This window comes from Roseibium sp. QJM3NY_11 (genome assembly GCF_056173175.1).
Genome location: NZ_CM149660.1, coordinates 5,636,830 through 5,654,970, shown reverse-complemented (window position 1 = coordinate 5,654,970; position 18,141 = coordinate 5,636,830). Strand labels below are relative to the sequence as shown.

Below are 18,141 nucleotides of genomic sequence, written 5' to 3'. Positions count from 1 at the left end.
GTCTTGCACCTGTCCGGACCGCTTTCCGCAAGGTGCAAGTTGGCTCGGGCCAGGCGTTGAGGATCATAAATTCCGTGCTGTTTGACGACCCAGACGACCAGGAGACGATTGCCAGCGTGCTGGTCCCGGTCGCCGTGGCCGGTGCCTATACCTACAAGGTCCCGCCCGGCCAGACCGTCGTGCCCGGCACCATCGTCAAGGTGCCGCTCGGCCCGCGCGAGGTGATCGGCGCCGTCTGGGACATCGAACCCGACGCGGCCATCAATCCCAAGAAACTCAAGACGATTTCCAGGGTCTATGACACCACACCGCCGCTGGACGACGATCTGCGCCGCTTCGTGGACTGGGTGGCCGGCTGGACGCTCGGAGCGCCCGGCATGGTCCTGCGCATGGTGCTCAGGTCGGAAGAAGCCCTGGAGCCGGAGGCCCCCGTTCAGGGGGTGCGGCGCAAAGACGGCGCCGAACCGGAGCGGATGACCCCGGCGCGCGGGCGCGTGCTGGCAACCATGGAAGACGGTTTTGCCTGGACGAAAAGCGGCCTTGCCCATGCGGCCGGGGTCTCGGCCTCGGTCATCGACGGCCTGTTGAAGCAGGACGTGCTGGAGGCGGTGCTGATGCCGGCCGCGCCGCCGCCACCCGTGCCGCAACTCGATTACGCACAGAAGCAACTGACGCCTGCCCAGCAGGCGGCCGCGGACGGGCTGATCGGGAGTTTCGACAAGGGTGGCAGTGTCGCCCTCATCGACGGCGTCACCGGGTCCGGCAAGACGGAAGTCTATTTCGAGGCGATCGCCGAGGCGCTGCGACGCGGCCGGCAGGCCCTGGTGCTGTTGCCGGAAATCGCGCTGACCGAACAGTTTCTGCGCCGCTTCGAACAAAGGTTCGGCGTCTACCCGGCCGAGTGGCATTCGCAGATCACGGCCAAAAATCGTGTGCGCGTCTGGCGCGGCGTGGCCTCGGGCGATGTGCGTGTGGTGATCGGGGCGCGATCCTCGCTGTTTCTGCCCTTCAGGGAACTGGGTCTGATCATCGTCGACGAAGAGCATGACGCGGCCTTCAAGCAGGATGACCGGGTGCCTTACAGCGCGCGTGACATGGCGGTCGTGCGCGGGCATCTGTCCGGGTTTCCGGTTGTCCTGGCCTCGGCGACGCCGTCGGTGGAAAGCATGGTCAACGCGGATGTCGGTCGCTACAGCCTGCTGGAACTGCCCGAGCGGGCATCGGGGGCCGCCCTGCCGGACCTGAAAGCCATCGACATGCGCCAGGAAGGACCGGAGCGCGGCCGCTGGATGGCGCCGGAACTCGTACACGCGATCAAGGACACATTTGCCGCGGGCGACCAGTCGCTGCTGTTCCTGAACCGGCGCGGCTATGCTCCGCTGACCCTGTGCCGCACCTGCGGCCACCGGTTCCAGTGCCCCCATTGCAGCGCCTGGCTGGTGGAGCACCGGTTCCAGAAAAAGCTTGTCTGCCACCATTGCGGCCACAATGAACCTGTCCCGAAGGCCTGCCCGTCCTGTCAGAGCACCGACAGTCTGGTCGCCTGCGGACCGGGCGTGGAGCGGATCGCCGAGGAAGTTTCCGATCTCTTTCCCCAGGCCCGCGTGCTGGTCCTGTCCTCCGACATGGCCGGAGGTCCGGAGCGGCTCAAGCGGGAGATGAAGGTCGTCGAGGAGGGCGGCGCGGACATTGTCATCGGCACCCAGCTGGTCGCCAAGGGGCACAATTTTCCGAAGATGAAGCTTGTCGGTGTGATCGATGCGGACCTGGGACTGGCCCATGGCGATCCGCGAGCGGCGGAAAAGACCTTCCAGCTTCTGGCACAGGTCACCGGCCGCGCGGGCCGCGTCACCGGAGGCGGCAAGGGCATTCTCCAGACCTACAACGCCGACCACCCGGTGATCAGGGCCCTCCTGGGCGGCGACAAGCACGCGTTCTACCGGGCCGAGATCGACGCCCGCCGCGCCGCCGGCCTGCCGCCGTTCGGCCGGCTGGCCGCCGTCATCGTCTCCGGACCGGACCGCGCGTTCGCCGAAGGCTTTGCCCGTGCGCTCGCCCGCGCCGCCCCGCCGGAGCAGGCGGTGACCCTTCTGGGGCCTGCGGAAGCCGCGCTGGCCATGGTGCGGGGCCGCTACAGGTTCCGGCTCCTGGCCATGGCGCCGAGGCAGTTCGATCTGCAGGCCTATCTGCGCGGCTGGCTGGCCGCGGGCCCGAAACCCTCCAGAGGGCTGCGCCTGCAGGTGGACATCGATCCCCAGCATTTTCTTTAGGACGATCGCGCGGATCCCGCCGCCACGCTGCGTTGATGCCGGCACGTCGACATGGCATCTTTTGACCTGTTTCCACGCAGGGAGAGATACTGATGGCGTACATTCAAGGGTTCCTCGCGCCGGTGAAGACGGCAAGGAAGGCGGAGTACAAGGACATCGCCGAACGATCCTGGGCGCTGTTCAGGGAATACGGCGCCCTGGGCTGTTGCGAGGGCTGGGGAGACGCGGTGCCGGACGGCGAGGTGACCTCCTTTCCGATGGCGGTCAAGAAGGAACCGGATGAAACGGTGGTGTTCTCGTGGATCGTCTGGCCCGACAAGGATACGGCCGATGCCTGCGCCGCATCGATGGAGAACGATCCGCGCTGGGAAGAGGCCATGCCGGCGTCCGGCGGGGTGATCAGCCTGCAGCGGATGATGTTCGGCGGCTTCGAGCCGCTCATCCGGTACTGAGCTTCCACAGACTTGCCCCGCGGAAAAGAGCTCCCGCGGGACGCGTTCCGGACCGGCCTGACCGGCCCCGTGGCAAAATACCGTCTAAAGGTTTATGATGGCGCCGAGCCATTGATTGAAAAGGCTTTTTGGAGGCCGCCTGCAAAAAACACCGAGGAATCGGCAAGAACAGTCATTTGGCGAAGTTGCACACTTAGAAACCCTGTGCTAATTGAGGCGCGGCTTTGGGGGCAGCGGTTTAACCGTCATACCTTCTGACCTTGAAATCATTCATTTTTTCAATGTCTTGCGGGCGCTTGCCGCCTGGCGGGCTTGAAAAAAGTCAGAGAGCACGGACCTGGTGACTGACAACGTATCTCTCGTATCCGGCGTGGCAAAACGTTACGCCTCCGCCCTTCTCGGCCTTGCAGAGGACGAAGGCGTAACCGCTGACGTGGAACGGGATCTCACCGCTTTCGAAGGCATGATTGCCGAAAGCGACGATCTCGACCGTCTGGTAAGAAGCCCTGTATTCAGTGCGGAGGAGCAGCTCGCAGCGCTTTCCGCCCTTCTGGACAAGGCCGGTATTTCCGGTCTCGCTTCGAATTTCGTGAAGCTGGCCGCCCGTAACCGGCGCCTCTTCGTACTTCCCGACATGATCAAGTCGTTCCGCGTTCTGCTTGCCGAGCAGCGGGGCGAGGCAACTGCTGAGGTGACGTCCGCCACAGCCTTGTCCGACGAACATGTCGCTGCCCTGAAAGAAGCGCTCACCGCTTCCACGGGCAAATCCGTAAACATCGCAGCGACAGTCGATCCTGCCCTGATCGGTGGCCTTGTGGTCAAGGTCGGCTCCCGCATGATCGACACGTCTCTGCGTACCAAGCTCAATTCACTCAAGTTCGCGATGAAAGAGGTCGGCTGATGGATATTCGGGCCGCGGAAATTTCCGCAATCCTCAAGGATCAGATCAAGAGCTTTGGCCAGGAAGCCGAAGTCTCCGAGGTCGGTCAGGTGCTCTCCGTCGGTGACGGTATCGCCCGTGTTTACGGTCTGGACAAGGTCCAGGCCGGTGAGATGGTCGAGTTCCCGGGTGGGATCAAGGGCATGGCCCTGAACCTGGAAACAGACAATGTCGGTGTCGTTCTGTTCGGCTCCGACCGTGACATCAAGGAAGGCGACACCGTCAAGCGGACCGGCGCCATCGTGGAAGTTCCGGTCGGCAAGGGTCTGCTCGGTCGTGTTGTCGATCCGCTCGGCAACCCGCTCGACGGCAAGGGCCCGATCGAGGCGACCGAAAAGCGCCGCGTCGACGTGAAGGCACCGGGCATCCTGCCGCGCAAATCCGTGCACGAGCCGATGTCCACCGGACTGAAGGCCATTGATGCGCTTATCCCGGTCGGCCGCGGCCAGCGCGAGTTGGTCATCGGCGACCGTCAGACCGGCAAGACCGCGATCCTTCTGGACACATTCCTGAACCAGAAGTCGCTGCATGCCACCGACGATGAAAACGCCAAGCTGTACTGCATCTACGTTGCGATCGGCCAGAAGCGCTCCACCGTCGCCCAGTTCGTGAAGACACTGGAAGACGCCGGCGCGCTGGAATACTCCATCGTCGTCGCCGCGACCGCGTCCGACGCCGCACCGCTTCAGTACCTGGCACCGTTTGCCGGTTGTGCGATGGGCGAGTTCTTCCGCGACAACTCCATGCACGCAGTGATCGGTTATGACGATCTGACCAAGCAGGCCGTTGCCTACCGTCAGATGTCCCTGCTTCTGCGCCGCCCGCCGGGACGTGAAGCATTCCCGGGCGACGTCTTCTACCTGCACTCCCGTCTGCTGGAACGTGCCGCGAAACTGAACGAAGACAACGGCAGTGGTTCGCTCACGGCTCTTCCGGTCATCGAGACCCAGGGCAACGACGTGTCCGCGTTCATTCCGACCAACGTGATCTCGATCACCGACGGTCAGATCTTCCTGGAAACGGACCTTTTCTACCAGGGCATCCGTCCGGCTGTGAACGTCGGTCTGTCGGTGTCCCGCGTGGGCTCTTCCGCTCAGATCAAGGCGATGAAACAGGTGGCCGGCCCGATCAAGGGTGAACTTGCGCAGTACCGCGAAATGGCGGCCTTCGCACAGTTCGGCTCGGATCTCGACGCCACCACCCAGCGGCTTCTGAACCGCGGTGCACGCCTGACCGAACTTCTGAAGCAGCCGCAGTTCTCGCCGCTGAAGACCGAAGAACAGGTTGCTGTCATTTACGCCGGCGTGAACGGCTATCTTGATACGCAGCCGGTTGATCGGGTTCGCGACTTCGAGGAAGGCCTGCTTCTGTTCCTTCGTGGCGAGCATCAGGACCTGCTCGACGCAATCTGGGAAAAGAAGGCTCTCGACGACGAATTGACGGGCAAGCTGAAAGCTGCCGTCGACGCGTTCGCCAAGAACTTCGTTTAAGACCACACGCCGGGATAAGGAGCAGGGGCGGCCATGCCGAGCCTGAAGGACTTACGAACCCGCATCGCTTCCGTGAAGGCGACGCAGAAAATCACCAAGGCCATGCAGATGGTGGCCGCGGCGAAACTGCGTCGTGCTCAGGAGGCTGCGGAGGCAGCGCGCCCCTATGCGGAACGCATGGGTGCTGTGCTGGCCAACATCGCGGTGGCTTTCGAAGGCCGTGACGACGCGCCGAAGCTGATGTCCGGCACCGGCAAGGATCAGGTACATCTCCTGCTCGTTGCCACTGCCGAACGCGGACTGTGCGGTGGTTTCAACACCAACATTGCCAAGTTGGCCCGGATCAAGGCCCGCAGCCTGATCAAGCAGGGCAAGACGGTCAAGATCATCTGTGTCGGCAAGAAGGGCTACGACGCCCTGAAGCGGGAATTCGGCCAGTATGTGATCAAGACGGTCGATCTGCGCGACGTCAAGAATGTCGGCTTCTCCGACGCCGATCCGATCGGACGTGAAATCATCACGATGTTCGAGGATGGCGAATTCGACGTCTGCACGCTGTTCTATTCGACCTTCAAGTCCGTGATCGCACAGGACCCGACCGAACTTCAGCTCATTCCGGCTCACTTCGAGAGCACGGAAGCGGATGCCGGAGCGGGGTCCAACGCGATCTACGAATACGAGCCGGATGAAGCCGAGATCCTTGCGGATCTGCTGCCGCGGAACATTTCCGTTCAGATTTTCCGGGCGCTTCTGGAAAATGCCGCATCCGAGCAGGGCGCACGTATGTCCGCAATGGACAACGCCACCCGCAACGCCGGCGAAATGATCGACAAGTTGACGATCAGCTACAACCGCCAGCGGCAGGCGCAGATTACGACGGAACTGATTGAAATTATCTCGGGCGCGGAAGCGCTCTAGAGCATCCTGTGTCGGTAACGGCACAGACGACGATGCTCGAAAACATCAAAATCGATCAACTTTTCAGCTTTCACGTGAAGGCAGGTTGATCTAACGGGTTCGAGACGAGGATTAGGGATATGGCTGACAAAACGGTCGGACGGATCACCCAGGTCATCGGCGCCGTTGTCGACGTCAAGTTCGATGACCATCTGCCGCTGATCCTGAATGCTCTTGAAGTGGACAACCAGGGCACGCGCCTGGTGCTTGAGGTTGCTCAGCACCTGGGTGAAAACACCGTGCGCACGATCGCGATGGACTCCACCGAGGGTCTGGTGCGCGGGCAGGAGGTGGTCGACACCGACGGCCCGATCGCCGTGCCGGTCGGCGATGGCACGCTGGGCCGCATCATGAACGTGATCGGCGAGCCGGTGGACGAAGCCGGCGAGATCAAGTTCGAGGAACGCCGCGGCATCCACCAGGAAGCTCCGGAATTCATCGAGCAGTCCACCGAGGCTGAAATCCTGGTGACGGGCATCAAGGTCGTCGACCTGCTGGCGCCTTACGCTAAGGGCGGCAAGATCGGCCTGTTCGGCGGTGCCGGCGTCGGCAAGACCGTTCTCATCATGGAACTGATCAACAACGTCGCCAAGGCGCACGGCGGTTACTCCGTGTTCGCCGGCGTCGGCGAGCGGACCCGTGAAGGCAACGACCTTTACTGGGAAATGATCGACTCCGGCGTGAACAAGGAAAGTGGCGGCGAAGGCTCCAAGGCGGCCCTGGTTTACGGCCAGATGAACGAGCCTCCCGGAGCGCGTGCCCGTGTTGCCCTGACCGGTCTGACCCTCGCGGAACATTTCCGTGACAAGGGCCAGGACGTTCTGTTCTTCGTGGACAACATCTTCCGCTTTACCCAGGCCGGTTCCGAAGTGTCCGCGCTGCTCGGACGTATCCCGTCCGCTGTGGGCTACCAGCCGACGCTGGCGACCGACATGGGCGCGATGCAGGAACGCATCACCACCACCAACAAGGGCTCGATCACGTCCGTGCAGGCCGTTTACGTTCCTGCCGATGACTTGACCGATCCGGCACCGGCATCGACCTTTGCCCACCTGGACGCGACCACGGTTCTGAACCGTTCGATCGCTGAAAAAGGCATCTATCCGGCCGTGGATCCGCTGGACTCCACATCGCGCATGCTCGATGCCCGCATCATCGGTGACGAGCATTACGAGACCGCGCGTGCCGTGCAGGTGACCCTGCAGCGTTACAAGGCGCTTCAGGACATCATCGCCATCCTGGGCATGGACGAACTGTCTGAAGAAGACAAACTCTCCGTTGCCCGTGCCCGCAAGATCGAGCGCTTTCTGTCCCAGCCGTTCTTCGTGGCCGAGGTCTTCACCGGTTCCCCGGGCAAGCTGGTTGCCCTGGAAGACACCATCAAGGGCTTCAAGGGCCTGGTGGAAGGTGAATACGACCATCTGCCGGAAGCTGCTTTCTACATGGTCGGTTCGATCGAGGAAGCTATCGAGAAGGCTCAGAAGCTGGCAGCGGAAGCCGCCTGAGGTCTGGAAACGGCCGGGCGCCCCGATCGGCGCCCGGTTCCTCATGTCCGATGGCCCGTTCATCGGACTTCAAGACTGACAAGGAAGACGCCAAATGGCTGAACTTTTCCAGTTTGAGTTGGTCTCGCCTGAGCGCCAGCTGCTCTCCGAACAGGTGACCGAGGTCGTGGTGCCCGGCGCCGAAGGCGAGTTTGGCGTTCTGAAGAACCATGCCCCGTTCGTCTCCACGATCCTGCCGGGCATCCTGAAGGTCAACCGGGAAACCGGTGGTTGGGACGAGTATTTCGTTCGCGGCGGTTTCGCCGATGTTGCTGCAGGCGGGTTGACCGTGCTGGCCGAGCAGGCTGTTCCTGTCTCGGAAATCAGCCGTGAGCAACTCGACCAGGCCATCAAGGACGCGGAAGAAGACGTCGCCGACGCCAGGGATGACGATGCCCGGCAGAAGGCCGAGATGACGCTTGGCCAGTTGAAGGATGTCGTCGAGGCCCTCAACAAGGCCTGACCGGCACGATTGTGTTGTGATTGAGTTTCAAGACGCGGCTCGCTGGCGGGCCGCGTTTTTTCATGCCTGGATACCGTGTCTGGATACCGTGCCTGGTTACTGGCGACGAGGCCGGAGCTATTGCATGGAAACCTGGCAGACGGGCGCTTCGTCGAAGAACCTGTAGCCGTTCCGGCCGCTCTTCTTGACCATGTAAAGGGCGATGTCGGCGCGTTTGATCACCGAGCTCACGTCGATTGACTCACCGGTCAACTGGGCGATGCCGACGCTGACACCGATGGTCACTTGCTTTCCGCTCAATTCGAACGGCATCTGGAGGTTCTGGACGATCCGGTCGGCGATTTCGCTGGTGAACGAAACGCCGGAGCCCGAGCGGCTCAGGATGATCGCGAATTCGTCACCACCCAGGCGGGCGACAAGATCCGAGGACCGTACGCAATCGCGCAGGCGCTGCGCGACCAGCTTGAGCATTTCATCTCCGGCATCATGGCCATAGGCGTCGTTGACCGGCTTGAAATTGTCCAGGTCGAGCAGCATCAGATCGCCTTCGCACTGGAGCGCGGCAACCTTTCGAAGAGTATCCTCGAGCGTTGCATTGAAAAGAGTGCGGTTGGCCAGCCCGGTCAGCGTGTCGTGATGGGCGGCATACTCGATCTTTGCAACAGCCTGTTCCCGGGTCGTCACATCCTCATGGGTGCCGATCCAGCCACCGGCGGGCAACGGCGTTTGAATGACACTGATTACTCTGCCATTCGGGTGCTTGAATTTGGATCGGACGACGTTGCCGGCCGAAAGCCGCGTCATCAGGTCCATGACGTGATCGTGGACATTGCCCTTGAATTCACCACGGGTTTTCTCGGATTCGACAAGCTCGGTTATCGAAACGCCCGCGTGAACTTCGCCCTCGGGCTTGCTGAAGAGGTCGACATACTGCTTGTTCCACAGTGTCAGGCGGCCCTGGGCGTCGAAAACGCTCACGCCCTGACGCATGTTGGCAAGAACGGCATCCAGTTCTTCCCAGCGGTGGCGGGCTGTCCGTTCGTTTTCGGCAAGCAGTTTTTCCAGAAGCTTGCGGTCGGTTATGTCGTAGAAATTGTGGATCAGACCACCGGACGGCAAGGGGGTGCTGCGGGTTTCGATATAGACGCCGTTCGCGGTCTGCCGCTCGAAAACCTGGGCTGTGGTCAGGTCGTAGAACGAATACCGTTCCTGCGCGAGCGCTTCGATGTCGCCGGGACCATAGTCCCCGCGTTTCGCGTTGCGGATGAAGAAGTCGTACAGGGTGGGGCGCTCGTCGGTGAATTCTTGTGACACGTCCAGAAGCCGGCGAAACTCGTCGTTGCTTGATTCAAGCCTGAGGTCTTTGCCGTAGTAGGCAATGCCGCCGGGAAAATGATCGAATATCGTCTGCAGCGTGTCCGCATGCTGTTTCGTCTCGGTGATGTCGGTCAAGGAAACGACGACCCCGGCCTGTCCGGGCGTGTGGTCGATATCGGCAATGGATTGCGCGTTGAGGCGCAGCCAGACAGGTTCTGACTGCCCGCACCGGCTCAGCTTCACAAGGCGGTTCTTGATCTTTTCAGGTTCCCGAGCCGCGAGCATCAACGGGTTCAGATCCACTGCCGGGTCTGAAAAGTCAAGGTCGAGATCCTGGACGGCCTTGCCCTTCAGATCTTTCTGATCGCCCAACAGGGTGGCGGCTGCCGGGTTGAACGCCTGGATCCGCCCCGCCTGATCAAGCAGAAGAATTCCTTCGGTAAGGGCTTCAAGCGTGGCACGATGCACCGCTTCGGAGAGGCGGACCGCCTGGTCGGCAAGTTTGCGTTCGGTTATATTCTGGAACGCGCCAACCAGCCGGGACACGGTACCGTTTTCGAGGATCGGACGTCCGACGGCCCGCACCCAGGTATGCCGGCCCTTGGCGGTGATGAAGGGCAGCTCCAGGTCCCAGCCGATACCTTCCTTGATGCCCCGATTGACGGCTGCCGATATCTCATCCCGGTATTCTTTAGGGTAAAAGGAGAGCGCGGTTTTGACATCCGGTTGAAAACCGCTCTCGACCTCATGAATCTCACAGGTCTTGTCGGTCCAGGTCACGACATTGGTGTTCAGGTCGATTTCCCAGCCGCCGACACCCGAAACGCTCGTGACTTCCTGCAGGAGATCGTGTTTTCCGGCGGCCAGCTTCTGGTGCCGTTCCATTTCGATCAGGGTCTGCTGGTTCTGAACACTGAACCGGTGTGCCTTGATGAGGCCTTCCACGGCGGTTGCAAGCCGCCGGAGCTGCTCTAGCTGCTGCCGGGTGGGAATGCGCGGTTTTGTATCTATCACGCACAATGTGCCGAGCCTGTTGCGGCCGTCTATCGACAAGGGGCAGCCCGCATAAAACCGGATATGCGGCTCACCGGTGACAAGCCGGTTGTTATTGAAACGATCATCCGCTTCCGCGTCGGGAACGACAAAGATGTCATCGCTCAAAATGGCGTGCTGACAAAAGGAAGCACTGCGCTCGGTTCCCTCGGCATCCAGGCCGTAGCGGGCCTTGAACCATTGTTCTTCCACATCGACCAGCGCGATGAGACTGATGGGGCAGTCCATGATGCCGGCGGCGGCTTCAACAACCGCATTGTATTCGGGCAGGCGCTCGGAGCGGAGAATCTGAAGTGAACGCAACGCTTCGATGCGTTCCCGTTCGTTTTTGCCCTGCACAATAGTCATATAGCTGGTTTCCTCGAAGCCTTGGCTCCGGAATGGTAGTAATTTCCCTTACAAGGTAAGGTTGGAACTCAAAATAAAAGATTAAATTCAAGGGAGACACGAAATAAATTGCAACTTTTAAGAAAAAATAGAACGTGGCCGTATTTATGACAGTATTTTTAATGAAAAAAGATTGTATTGCCTGATATTTTTACTGATGAGGCATGTTCGAGGTTGAGCAGCCTAAGAATGAAAAACCACTGTCCGTCCCGGGGTAGCGAAGACCGGGCGTGCTCCCCGGCCAGATGATGGAGAGCCGCGCGCCAACAAAAAACCCGGTCGCGAGACCGGGTTTGAAGGTACGCGGCAGACCCGCGGATAACTGCATTTGTTTCAAGCAGCTTTGATTGTCAGGCTGCGCGGCGGAAGGACAGGCTCATGCCGCCACCGGACCGGTTGCGACGGCGCTCTTCCGGCGGAATGTAAACAATGGCGCTGTGCTCGGTGCAGTAGGACACGCCCGCTTCTACGCGCGTGTTGCACGGGAACACGTAGTTGCCGGAGTCGCCCTCTGCCCATTTGCAGCAGCCCGGACGCGGGAGAGACAAGTCAGCCATGATGTTTTCCTTTATTCTTTCTAACCAAGCGGCAAAAGCGCTCGAGCATCCTCCGGTAGGAGAGGATCCGAACAGCTTTTGTCAGAAATCGGATGTAATCAGCGCCCGGGACGTCATCCGTTGTCCACCCGCAAGGGTGCTCTTCAGCAAGCGCAGGCCTTACATAAGCGGCACGTCACAAAAATGCAATAGAATAGCTGGCAATTCCGGCCTGCGCACAGTGCATACCGGGTTAACACCCCGTTATCATTCCAAGATTGTTGGTGTTTATTCAGCTGCCTTGCCGATCTTCAGGCAACCGGCCCCCGGCAGCCCTCAATGCTTCCGGTGTATCAAGGTCAAGTCTTGCCGCAACGCCGATTTCAACCTCCGTCACGAAACCTGGATTGTCGGCAATGACATGCCGGGCGCCGACATCGCCGCTCAGGTTCTTCAGGGCGCTGAAAAACCGGCGGTCCCAAAGGACGGGGTTGCCGCGTTTGCCGTCCGCCGTCGCCGTCGCGATCAGGCAGGACCGGCTGCCGCGATAGGCGGACACGAGTTTGCCGAGCGCATCCGCCCCGATACCTGGCATGTCTCCCAGGAGAATGATCACGGCGTCGATATCCTCGGACACGGCGTTCACTCCGGCGCGGATCGACCCGGACATGCCGTCGGCGAAGTCCGGATTGTGCACCAGGGTCACATCGAGATCCGCGACCTGGGCCGCGATGTCCTCCGCCAGATGACCGGTGACGACGATGGTCTGCGTCAGCCCCGCGCCGCAGGCAGCCTCGGCCGCGTGCCGGATCAGCGGTTTGCCGTCCAGCGTGGCAAGAAGCTTGTTGGGACCGCCCATGCGGGATGACTTGCCCGCGGCAAGGACAAGCGCGGCGATCTTGGGCGCGCTGCCCGAGCGCTTGGCTTCCCGCGGCTGAGGCCGGGTTCCGATTTCCATCAGCAATCCTCCCACACCCATCGCGGTTATGTCGCCGGGCGTCACATCGAGCCCGGCCAGCAGCCGGTCGAGCACCCAGTCGAAACCGTTTTCCTTCGGGCTGCGGGCACATCCCGGAGCGCCAAGCACGGGGACGCCCGACAACTCGGCAAGCATCAGCAGGTTGCCGGGATCGACTGGCATGCCGAGATGCCGCACCGTGCCACCGGCCCGGTCGACGGCCGCGGGCAGAACGTCCTGCCGGTCGATCACGGCGGAGGCGCCGAACAGGATCAGGAAATCGGCCCCCTGCCGGATCAGCTCGGTCATGGCCTCGGCGACGGCTTCTGCCTCGTGCGGCACCCGGGTCTCGCGGAACACGGAACTGCCGCTCGCGCGCAACCGCTCTTCCAGCACCCGGCGGGTCTTGTCCATCGTGGCCGTCTTCAGATGCGCAAGCCGGGTTGCGACCAGTCCGACCCGGCGCGGCTTGAAGGGCGCGATCCGCACCGCCCCCTCGAGCGCTCGCTCGGCGGCCGCGATCAGGTCGCCGGGAAGCGCGAAGGAAATGATCTTCGCGGTCGTCACCATCCGTCCGGCACCGACCTTGCTGAAATTGGCAAGGGTGGCGAATGTGATTGCCGGGTCGATGCGATTGGCGGCCGTGACGGCGTCCGCATCGACAACCAGCAGTCCGTCGCAATCCGCATAAAGGTTCATGCGTCCGGTGAAGGCATCATCATGACTGAGCCCGGGCCCCATCGCTGCCATGGCCAGCCGGCCGGCAGCCTCGTCCTCACCTGTATCGCCCGGGTCGAGCCGGGCAACCACCAGGGTGCTTGCGCCCGAGGCGGCGAGATCTGCGCAGTCCTGCCCGGACAGGACATGGCCTTTTTTCAGGACACGTCCGGGCAGCGCCGTCTTGTGTGCGAGAATGCAGCCGGGCGCCTGGTCCACCGGACACGGGCCGAACTTCATGCGGCTGCTCCCGGCCCCTTGCGCAACGCGCCGATGACGGACCCGAGCACGGCGACAGCGATTTCCTCCGGCGACGCCGCGCCGATATCAAGGCCGATCGGGGCGTCGATCCTGCCGCAGACGGACGGATCGAGTCCGGCTTCGGCGAAGCGCTCCAGCCGCTTGCCATGGGTTTTGCGGCTGCCGAGCGCGCCGACGTAGAAACAGCCGGTCCGGAGCGCTTCGATCAGCGGATAGTCGTCGATCTTCGGATCGTGGGTGACGGCGGCGACGGCGGTAAACGTGTCGAGCGGCGTTTCCCTCAAGACATCTTCGGGCCATTCGGCTTTCAAGGTGCCTTCCGGAAACCGCGCCTCCGTGGCGAAGGCCGTTCGCGGATCGATGACCGTCACGTCAAGGCCGGCGATGGCAGCCATGGGCACGAGTGCCTGGCTGATATGAACCGCGCCGATGATGACGAGCCTCGGTGCCGGCACCGACACGTTCAGAAAGACCTCGCCGGTGCCGGTCGTGACCATGCCCGACTTGCCGGACCGGAAGCGCCGGTCGAAGTCCCCGGCCAGCGGGTCGGCACTGAAGTCGTCCGATTGGCGCACAAGCCGCTGGGCACCGCCGGGCATCTCCGTCACGACAATGGTCGCGCGCCGTCCGGTGCGGGCTTCGTTCAGCTCCTTGAGCAGGGAAAGATCCATGAGGTCAGGTCCGGTCCGTTGCCAGCTTGAGGCCGAGACCGACGAGCAGGGACCCGCCCAGCCAGCGTGTCAGGTCCTGGAACCTGGAGGACCGGGTGAGCCGCTTCTTGACTTCAGCGGCGAAGAACACGGTCACCAGGTCGGCCGAGGTGAAGGCGAAATTGACGATTGTCCCCAGCAGCAGGAACTGCACCCAGATCGGCAGACCGGCGTCCGGGCTGACGAATTGCGGCAGAAAGGCAATGAAGAACACCGCGACCTTCGGGTTGAGAATTTCCACCAGAATGCTGTCGGCAAAGGCGCGGTGCGCGGATTTTCCCGGCAACTCCGGCATGGGCCCGGCTGCCACCCGTGTCCGGATCATCTGGATGCCGAGAAAGACCAGGTAGCCGCCTCCCACCAGTTTCAAGGTGAAATAAAGCGTCGGCACGGCTGCGAAAATCGCCGACAGCCCGAACGCGGCTGCCAGCACGTGGACATAACAGCCCAGGTGGATGCCGGCCGCGGCCATCAGCCCGGCGCGCTGACCGCGCGAAATCGTCTGTGCGGCGGTGTAAAGCAGCGCGGGGCCGGGCATGTAGGCGAACAGGACGGTCGCGGCGGCGAAGGCAAGCATGGTTTCGATTGTCATCAGAGCGGTTCCGGTTCAGGTCACGGGTTCGACATGGACCCGGATCCGGCCGCCGCACGACAGGCCGACACGCCAGGCTGTTTCGTCGGCGACTCCAAACTCGAGAGTGACCGGTTTGCCGGTGTCGATGACATCGATGGCCTCGGAAACAACCGCACCTTCCACACAGCCGCCGGACACCGACCCCTCGAAATTGCCGTCCGCGTCGATGACCAGATGCGCGCCGACCGGCCGCGGTGCCGATCCCCAGGTTTCGATCACGGTCGCAAGCGCGACCTGCCGCCCCGATCCGCGCCAGTCCTCGGCGGTTTTCAGGACGTCGGCAACGGCTGGGGCGCCGGATGAAGCGCCAGTTGAGTCATCGGGTGAGGCAAGGGTGGCTGGCATGGTTTCGTCCCTGAAGTTCGGACGATCAATATAGACCTTTCTGCAGGCGATGAAAGAGACCGGAGAACAGAAACGGCGCCCGCGGTGGCAGGCGCCGTTGACAGTGTTAGCAGCTGTTGTCGCCGGGATCTTATTCCGCGGCGATGCGCAGAGCCGGCGCGGCGCTCAGCACGGCGCCGTCGACATGGGACTCGAAGGCTTCGAAGTTGCTGACGAACATTTCCACCAGCTTGGCGGCCTGCAGGTCATAGGCATCCTTGTCGGCCCAGGTCTCGCGCGGTGTCAGCATCCGGGCGTCGACACCGGCGACGGACACCGGAACCTCGAAACCGAAATTCGCGTCGGTCCGGAAGTCCGCGTCTTTCAGGTCGCCGGAAAGAGCTGCCTGCAGCAGGGTGCGGGTGGCCTTGATCGGCATGCGTTGTCCCGTGCCGTAGGCGCCACCGGTCCATCCGGTATTGACCAGCCAGCAGTTCACGCTGTGACGGGCGATCAGGTCTTTCAGAAGGTTGCCGTATTCGGACGGGTGCCGTGGCAGGAACGGGGCTCCGAAACAGGTGGAGAAGGTTGCCTGGGGTTCGGTGACGCCCTTCTCGGTTCCGGCGACCTTCGCGGTATAGCCGGACAGGAAGTGGTACATGGCCTGGGCCGGGGTCAGTCTGGCGATCGGCGGCATCACGCCAAACGCATCGGCAGTCAGCATGATGATGGTCCTGGGCACCGGCGCGCGGCCGGTGGGACTGGCGTTGGAAATGAAGTGGATCGGATACGCCGCGCGGGTGTTTTCCGTCTTCGAGCCATCGTCGAAATCGGGAACCCGGTTCTCGTCGAGCACGACATTTTCAAGAACGGTACCGAAACGCTGGGTCGTGGAATGGATCTCCGGTTCCGCTTCGGCCGACAGCTTGATGGTTTTCGCGTAGCAGCCGCCCTCGAAATTGAAGACGCCGTTTTCACTCCAGCCGTGTTCGTCATCGCCGATCAGCGTGCGGGACGGATCGGCGGACAGGGTTGTCTTGCCTGTGCCGGAGAGGCCGAAGAAGACCGCCGTATCGCCGTCGTCGCCCACATTGGCCGAGCAATGCATGGGCATGACGCCCTTGGCCGGCAGCAGGTGATTGAGCATGGTGAAAACCGATTTCTTCATTTCACCCGCATAGGAGGTCCCGCCGATCAGGATGATCTTCCGGGTCAGGTCGCATGCGATGACCGTTTCGCCCCGGCAGCCATGGCGGGCCGGATTGCCCTTGAAGCTCGGCAGGTCGACGATCGTCATGTCCGGCGCGAAACCGGCCAGATCACCGCTCTCGGGCCGCAGCAGCAGGTTGCGGATGAACAGGGAATGCCATGCATACTCGGTGTAGACGCGCACCGGCAGCCGGTGCGCCGTGTCCGCGCCGCCGTAGAGATCCTGCGCGAACAGTTCCCGGCCCTCGGCATGGTCGAGGAAATCGGCCAGCAGCAGGTCGAACTGGTCACGGGACATCTGCCCGTTGTTGTCCCACCACACCGTGTCCCTTGTTTCCTCATCGAGGACGACGAACTTGTCCTTGGGCGACCGGCCGGTATGGGCGCCGGTGTCTGCGACGAGGGCGCCGCCTGCGGTCAGCCGGGATTCGCCGCGGGAAATCGAATATTCGTAAAGCGCAGGCTCGTTCTGGTTCCAATAGAGCGCCTTCAGGCCCTTGAAGCCGAAGATCTCGCTGCCAATAGAGGGGTTCCTGACGCCAACTTCTTGCATTTTCCCGCAGTCCTCGTGATGTGGGCTTGTCTCTTCGCCACCGGAGAAAGTTAAGAAAGACTGAATCCGGCTGTGAGGGCTGCGAACGTAGTGGAATGGCTATGGGGCAGCAAGTCTGCCAAAGGGGCTATGTCCTTGTTAAATCGATTAAAAAAACCCTTTAAATTGCCAATGATTAATTTGGACGTCGAACTAAAAACCGAAACCTTCGAATTGTTCGTTATGGTGATTGAAGTGAAAGAAAATGAGTTTATTTCGCGTCGTCAGAGGGTCTTCGCCGCAGGTTGACGGGCAGGTTGACGGTCCGGGCGCACGGGTTACGGTGTGAGGCCGTCTTGAATTCGTCCACATCGAACCCCACCACTGAGGCCGCTGGGCAGTCTGTTGAGCCAGTATGCGGCAGCAGACCCGCCGACCGCCGGGTTTGCCTTAATTTATGCGCATTTAGCAGGCCAAAGGCTGTGTGTTACATTAATGCTGGTTAACCGATGCACACCATTCGGTGCGTTGCCGGAAATGGAAAAACAAAGCATGCCGACAATTGCTCTGGTCGATGACGACCGCAACATTCTGACTTCGGTCTCGATCGCATTGGAAGCCGAAGGGTATCGCGTCCAGACCTATACGGACGGCACATCCGCACTCGACGGTCTGCAGAGCGATCCGCCGGAATTGGCGATTTTCGACATCAAGATGCCGCGTATGGACGGCATGGAGCTGTTGCGCCGCCTGCGCCAGAACTCGGATCTGCCGGTGATTTTCCTGACGTCGAAGGACGATGAGATCGACGAATTGTTCGGTCTGAAAATGGGCGCCGACGATTTCATCCGCAAACCCTTTTCGCAGCGGCTCCTCGTCGAGCGCGTCCGCGCCGTGCTGCGCCGCGCGCAGCCCAAGGATGCCTCCGCTCCGCGCGACGACGCCGACAAGCTGCTGGAACGCGGCCAGTTGCTGATGGACCAGGAACGGCATACCTGTACCTGGAACAACAAGCCGGTGACGCTGACGGTGACGGAATTCCTGATCCTGTCCGCGTTGGCGCAGCGTCCGGGCGTCGTCAAGAGCCGCAATGCCCTGATGGATGCGGCCTATGACGATCAGGTCTATGTGGACGACCGGACCATCGACAGTCACATCAAACGCCTGCGCAAGAAGTTCAAGGTGGTTGACGACGACTTCGACATGATCGAAACCCTCTATGGTGTCGGTTACCGCTTCCGGGAGGCCTGATAACGATCCGGGTGATCTCCGGCGTGCCCCGGCAGGGGGCGTGCCGGAGGAGAACCCGGGTGGCGATGTCGCCGGCGCGGATCCGGTCCTGGTCCGGGCGTGGCCCGGGGAACGCTTCAATACAGTCAGGGAAGGC

Annotated in this window: 15 protein-coding genes; 8 read left to right on the top strand and 7 right to left on the bottom strand. The window is 61.8% G+C overall.

The window, feature by feature from the left end; translation table 11 throughout:
- Window positions 1–74: 74 nt before the first annotated feature.
- From AC0VX3_RS25860 to AC0VX3_RS25830, 7 genes are all read left to right on the top strand, one after another.
- Window positions 75–2,270, top strand: a complete 2,196-nt coding sequence (locus AC0VX3_RS25860; protein WP_475522915.1) for a primosomal protein N' — start codon at window positions 75–77, stop codon at window positions 2,268–2,270.
- A gap of 92 nt (window positions 2,271–2,362) precedes the next feature.
- The gene (locus AC0VX3_RS25855) at window positions 2,363–2,722 is read left to right on the top strand and encodes a DUF1428 domain-containing protein (RefSeq protein WP_475522914.1); all 360 of its coding nucleotides are present in this window, start codon (window positions 2,363–2,365) and stop codon (window positions 2,720–2,722) included.
- 340 nt (window positions 2,723–3,062) lie between these two features.
- Entirely contained in the window at window positions 3,063–3,623 is a 561-nt protein-coding gene (locus AC0VX3_RS25850) for a F0F1 ATP synthase subunit delta (protein WP_348146424.1), read from the top strand.
- Complete coding sequence (atpA, locus tag AC0VX3_RS25845) at window positions 3,623–5,152, top strand: F0F1 ATP synthase subunit alpha (RefSeq protein ID WP_342891579.1); 1,530 nt, start codon at window positions 3,623–3,625, stop codon at window positions 5,150–5,152. Before AC0VX3_RS25850 ends, atpA begins: the two co-directional genes overlap by 1 nt.
- A 33-nt stretch (window positions 5,153–5,185) precedes the next feature.
- Window positions 5,186–6,070 (top strand): F0F1 ATP synthase subunit gamma, encoded by an 885-nt coding sequence (locus AC0VX3_RS25840; RefSeq protein WP_475522913.1) that lies wholly within the window; start codon window positions 5,186–5,188, stop codon window positions 6,068–6,070.
- Between the two features lie 119 nt (window positions 6,071–6,189).
- Window positions 6,190–7,614: a F0F1 ATP synthase subunit beta gene (gene atpD / locus AC0VX3_RS25835; RefSeq protein ID WP_475522912.1), complete on the top strand. Its 1,425-nt coding sequence runs from the start codon at window positions 6,190–6,192 to the stop codon at window positions 7,612–7,614.
- Window positions 7,615–7,708: 94 nt separating this feature from the next.
- A complete protein-coding gene (locus tag AC0VX3_RS25830) occupies window positions 7,709–8,116 on the top strand; it encodes a F0F1 ATP synthase subunit epsilon (protein ID WP_475522911.1) in 408 nt (135 codons plus the stop codon).
- A 117-nt stretch (window positions 8,117–8,233) separates the two neighbouring features.
- Here AC0VX3_RS25830 and AC0VX3_RS25825 read toward each other — a convergent pair whose 3' ends face one another.
- The 7 genes from AC0VX3_RS25825 to AC0VX3_RS25795 all read right to left on the bottom strand — a co-directional run bounded on the left by AC0VX3_RS25825 (window position 8,234) and on the right by AC0VX3_RS25795 (window position 16,775).
- Window positions 8,234–10,834 (bottom strand): sensor domain-containing diguanylate cyclase, encoded by a 2,601-nt coding sequence (locus tag AC0VX3_RS25825; protein WP_475522910.1) that lies wholly within the window; start codon window positions 10,832–10,834, stop codon window positions 8,234–8,236.
- A 389-nt stretch (window positions 10,835–11,223) separates the two neighbouring features.
- Window positions 11,224–11,430 carry a hypothetical protein gene (locus tag AC0VX3_RS25820; protein WP_342891575.1) on the bottom strand — a complete coding sequence of 69 codons (207 nt, stop codon included), beginning with the start codon at window positions 11,428–11,430 and terminating at the stop codon, window positions 11,224–11,226.
- A 271-nt stretch (window positions 11,431–11,701) separates the two neighbouring features.
- Window positions 11,702–13,324: an NTP transferase domain-containing protein gene (locus tag AC0VX3_RS25815; protein WP_475522909.1), complete on the bottom strand. Its 1,623-nt coding sequence runs from the start codon at window positions 13,322–13,324 to the stop codon at window positions 11,702–11,704.
- Window positions 13,321–14,016 carry an XdhC family protein gene (locus tag AC0VX3_RS25810; RefSeq protein ID WP_475522908.1) on the bottom strand — a complete coding sequence of 232 codons (696 nt, stop codon included), beginning with the start codon at window positions 14,014–14,016 and terminating at the stop codon, window positions 13,321–13,323. Before AC0VX3_RS25810 ends, AC0VX3_RS25815 begins: the two co-directional genes overlap by 4 nt.
- Before the next feature lie 4 nt (window positions 14,017–14,020).
- Window positions 14,021–14,647 (bottom strand): LysE family translocator, encoded by a 627-nt coding sequence (locus AC0VX3_RS25805; protein ID WP_475522907.1) that lies wholly within the window; start codon window positions 14,645–14,647, stop codon window positions 14,021–14,023.
- A gap of 15 nt (window positions 14,648–14,662) precedes the next feature.
- Window positions 14,663–15,034: an XdhC family protein gene (locus AC0VX3_RS25800; RefSeq protein WP_475522906.1), complete on the bottom strand. Its 372-nt coding sequence runs from the start codon at window positions 15,032–15,034 to the stop codon at window positions 14,663–14,665.
- Between the two features lie 130 nt (window positions 15,035–15,164).
- The gene (locus tag AC0VX3_RS25795) at window positions 15,165–16,775 is read right to left on the bottom strand and encodes a phosphoenolpyruvate carboxykinase (RefSeq protein ID WP_475522905.1); all 1,611 of its coding nucleotides are present in this window, start codon (window positions 16,773–16,775) and stop codon (window positions 15,165–15,167) included.
- Between the two features lie 531 nt (window positions 16,776–17,306).
- Between AC0VX3_RS25795 and AC0VX3_RS25790 the strand changes: the two genes are divergently transcribed.
- A complete protein-coding gene (locus tag AC0VX3_RS25790) occupies window positions 17,307–18,005 on the top strand; it encodes a response regulator transcription factor (RefSeq protein ID WP_342891570.1) in 699 nt (232 codons plus the stop codon).
- Window positions 18,006–18,141: the final 136 nt, after the last annotated feature.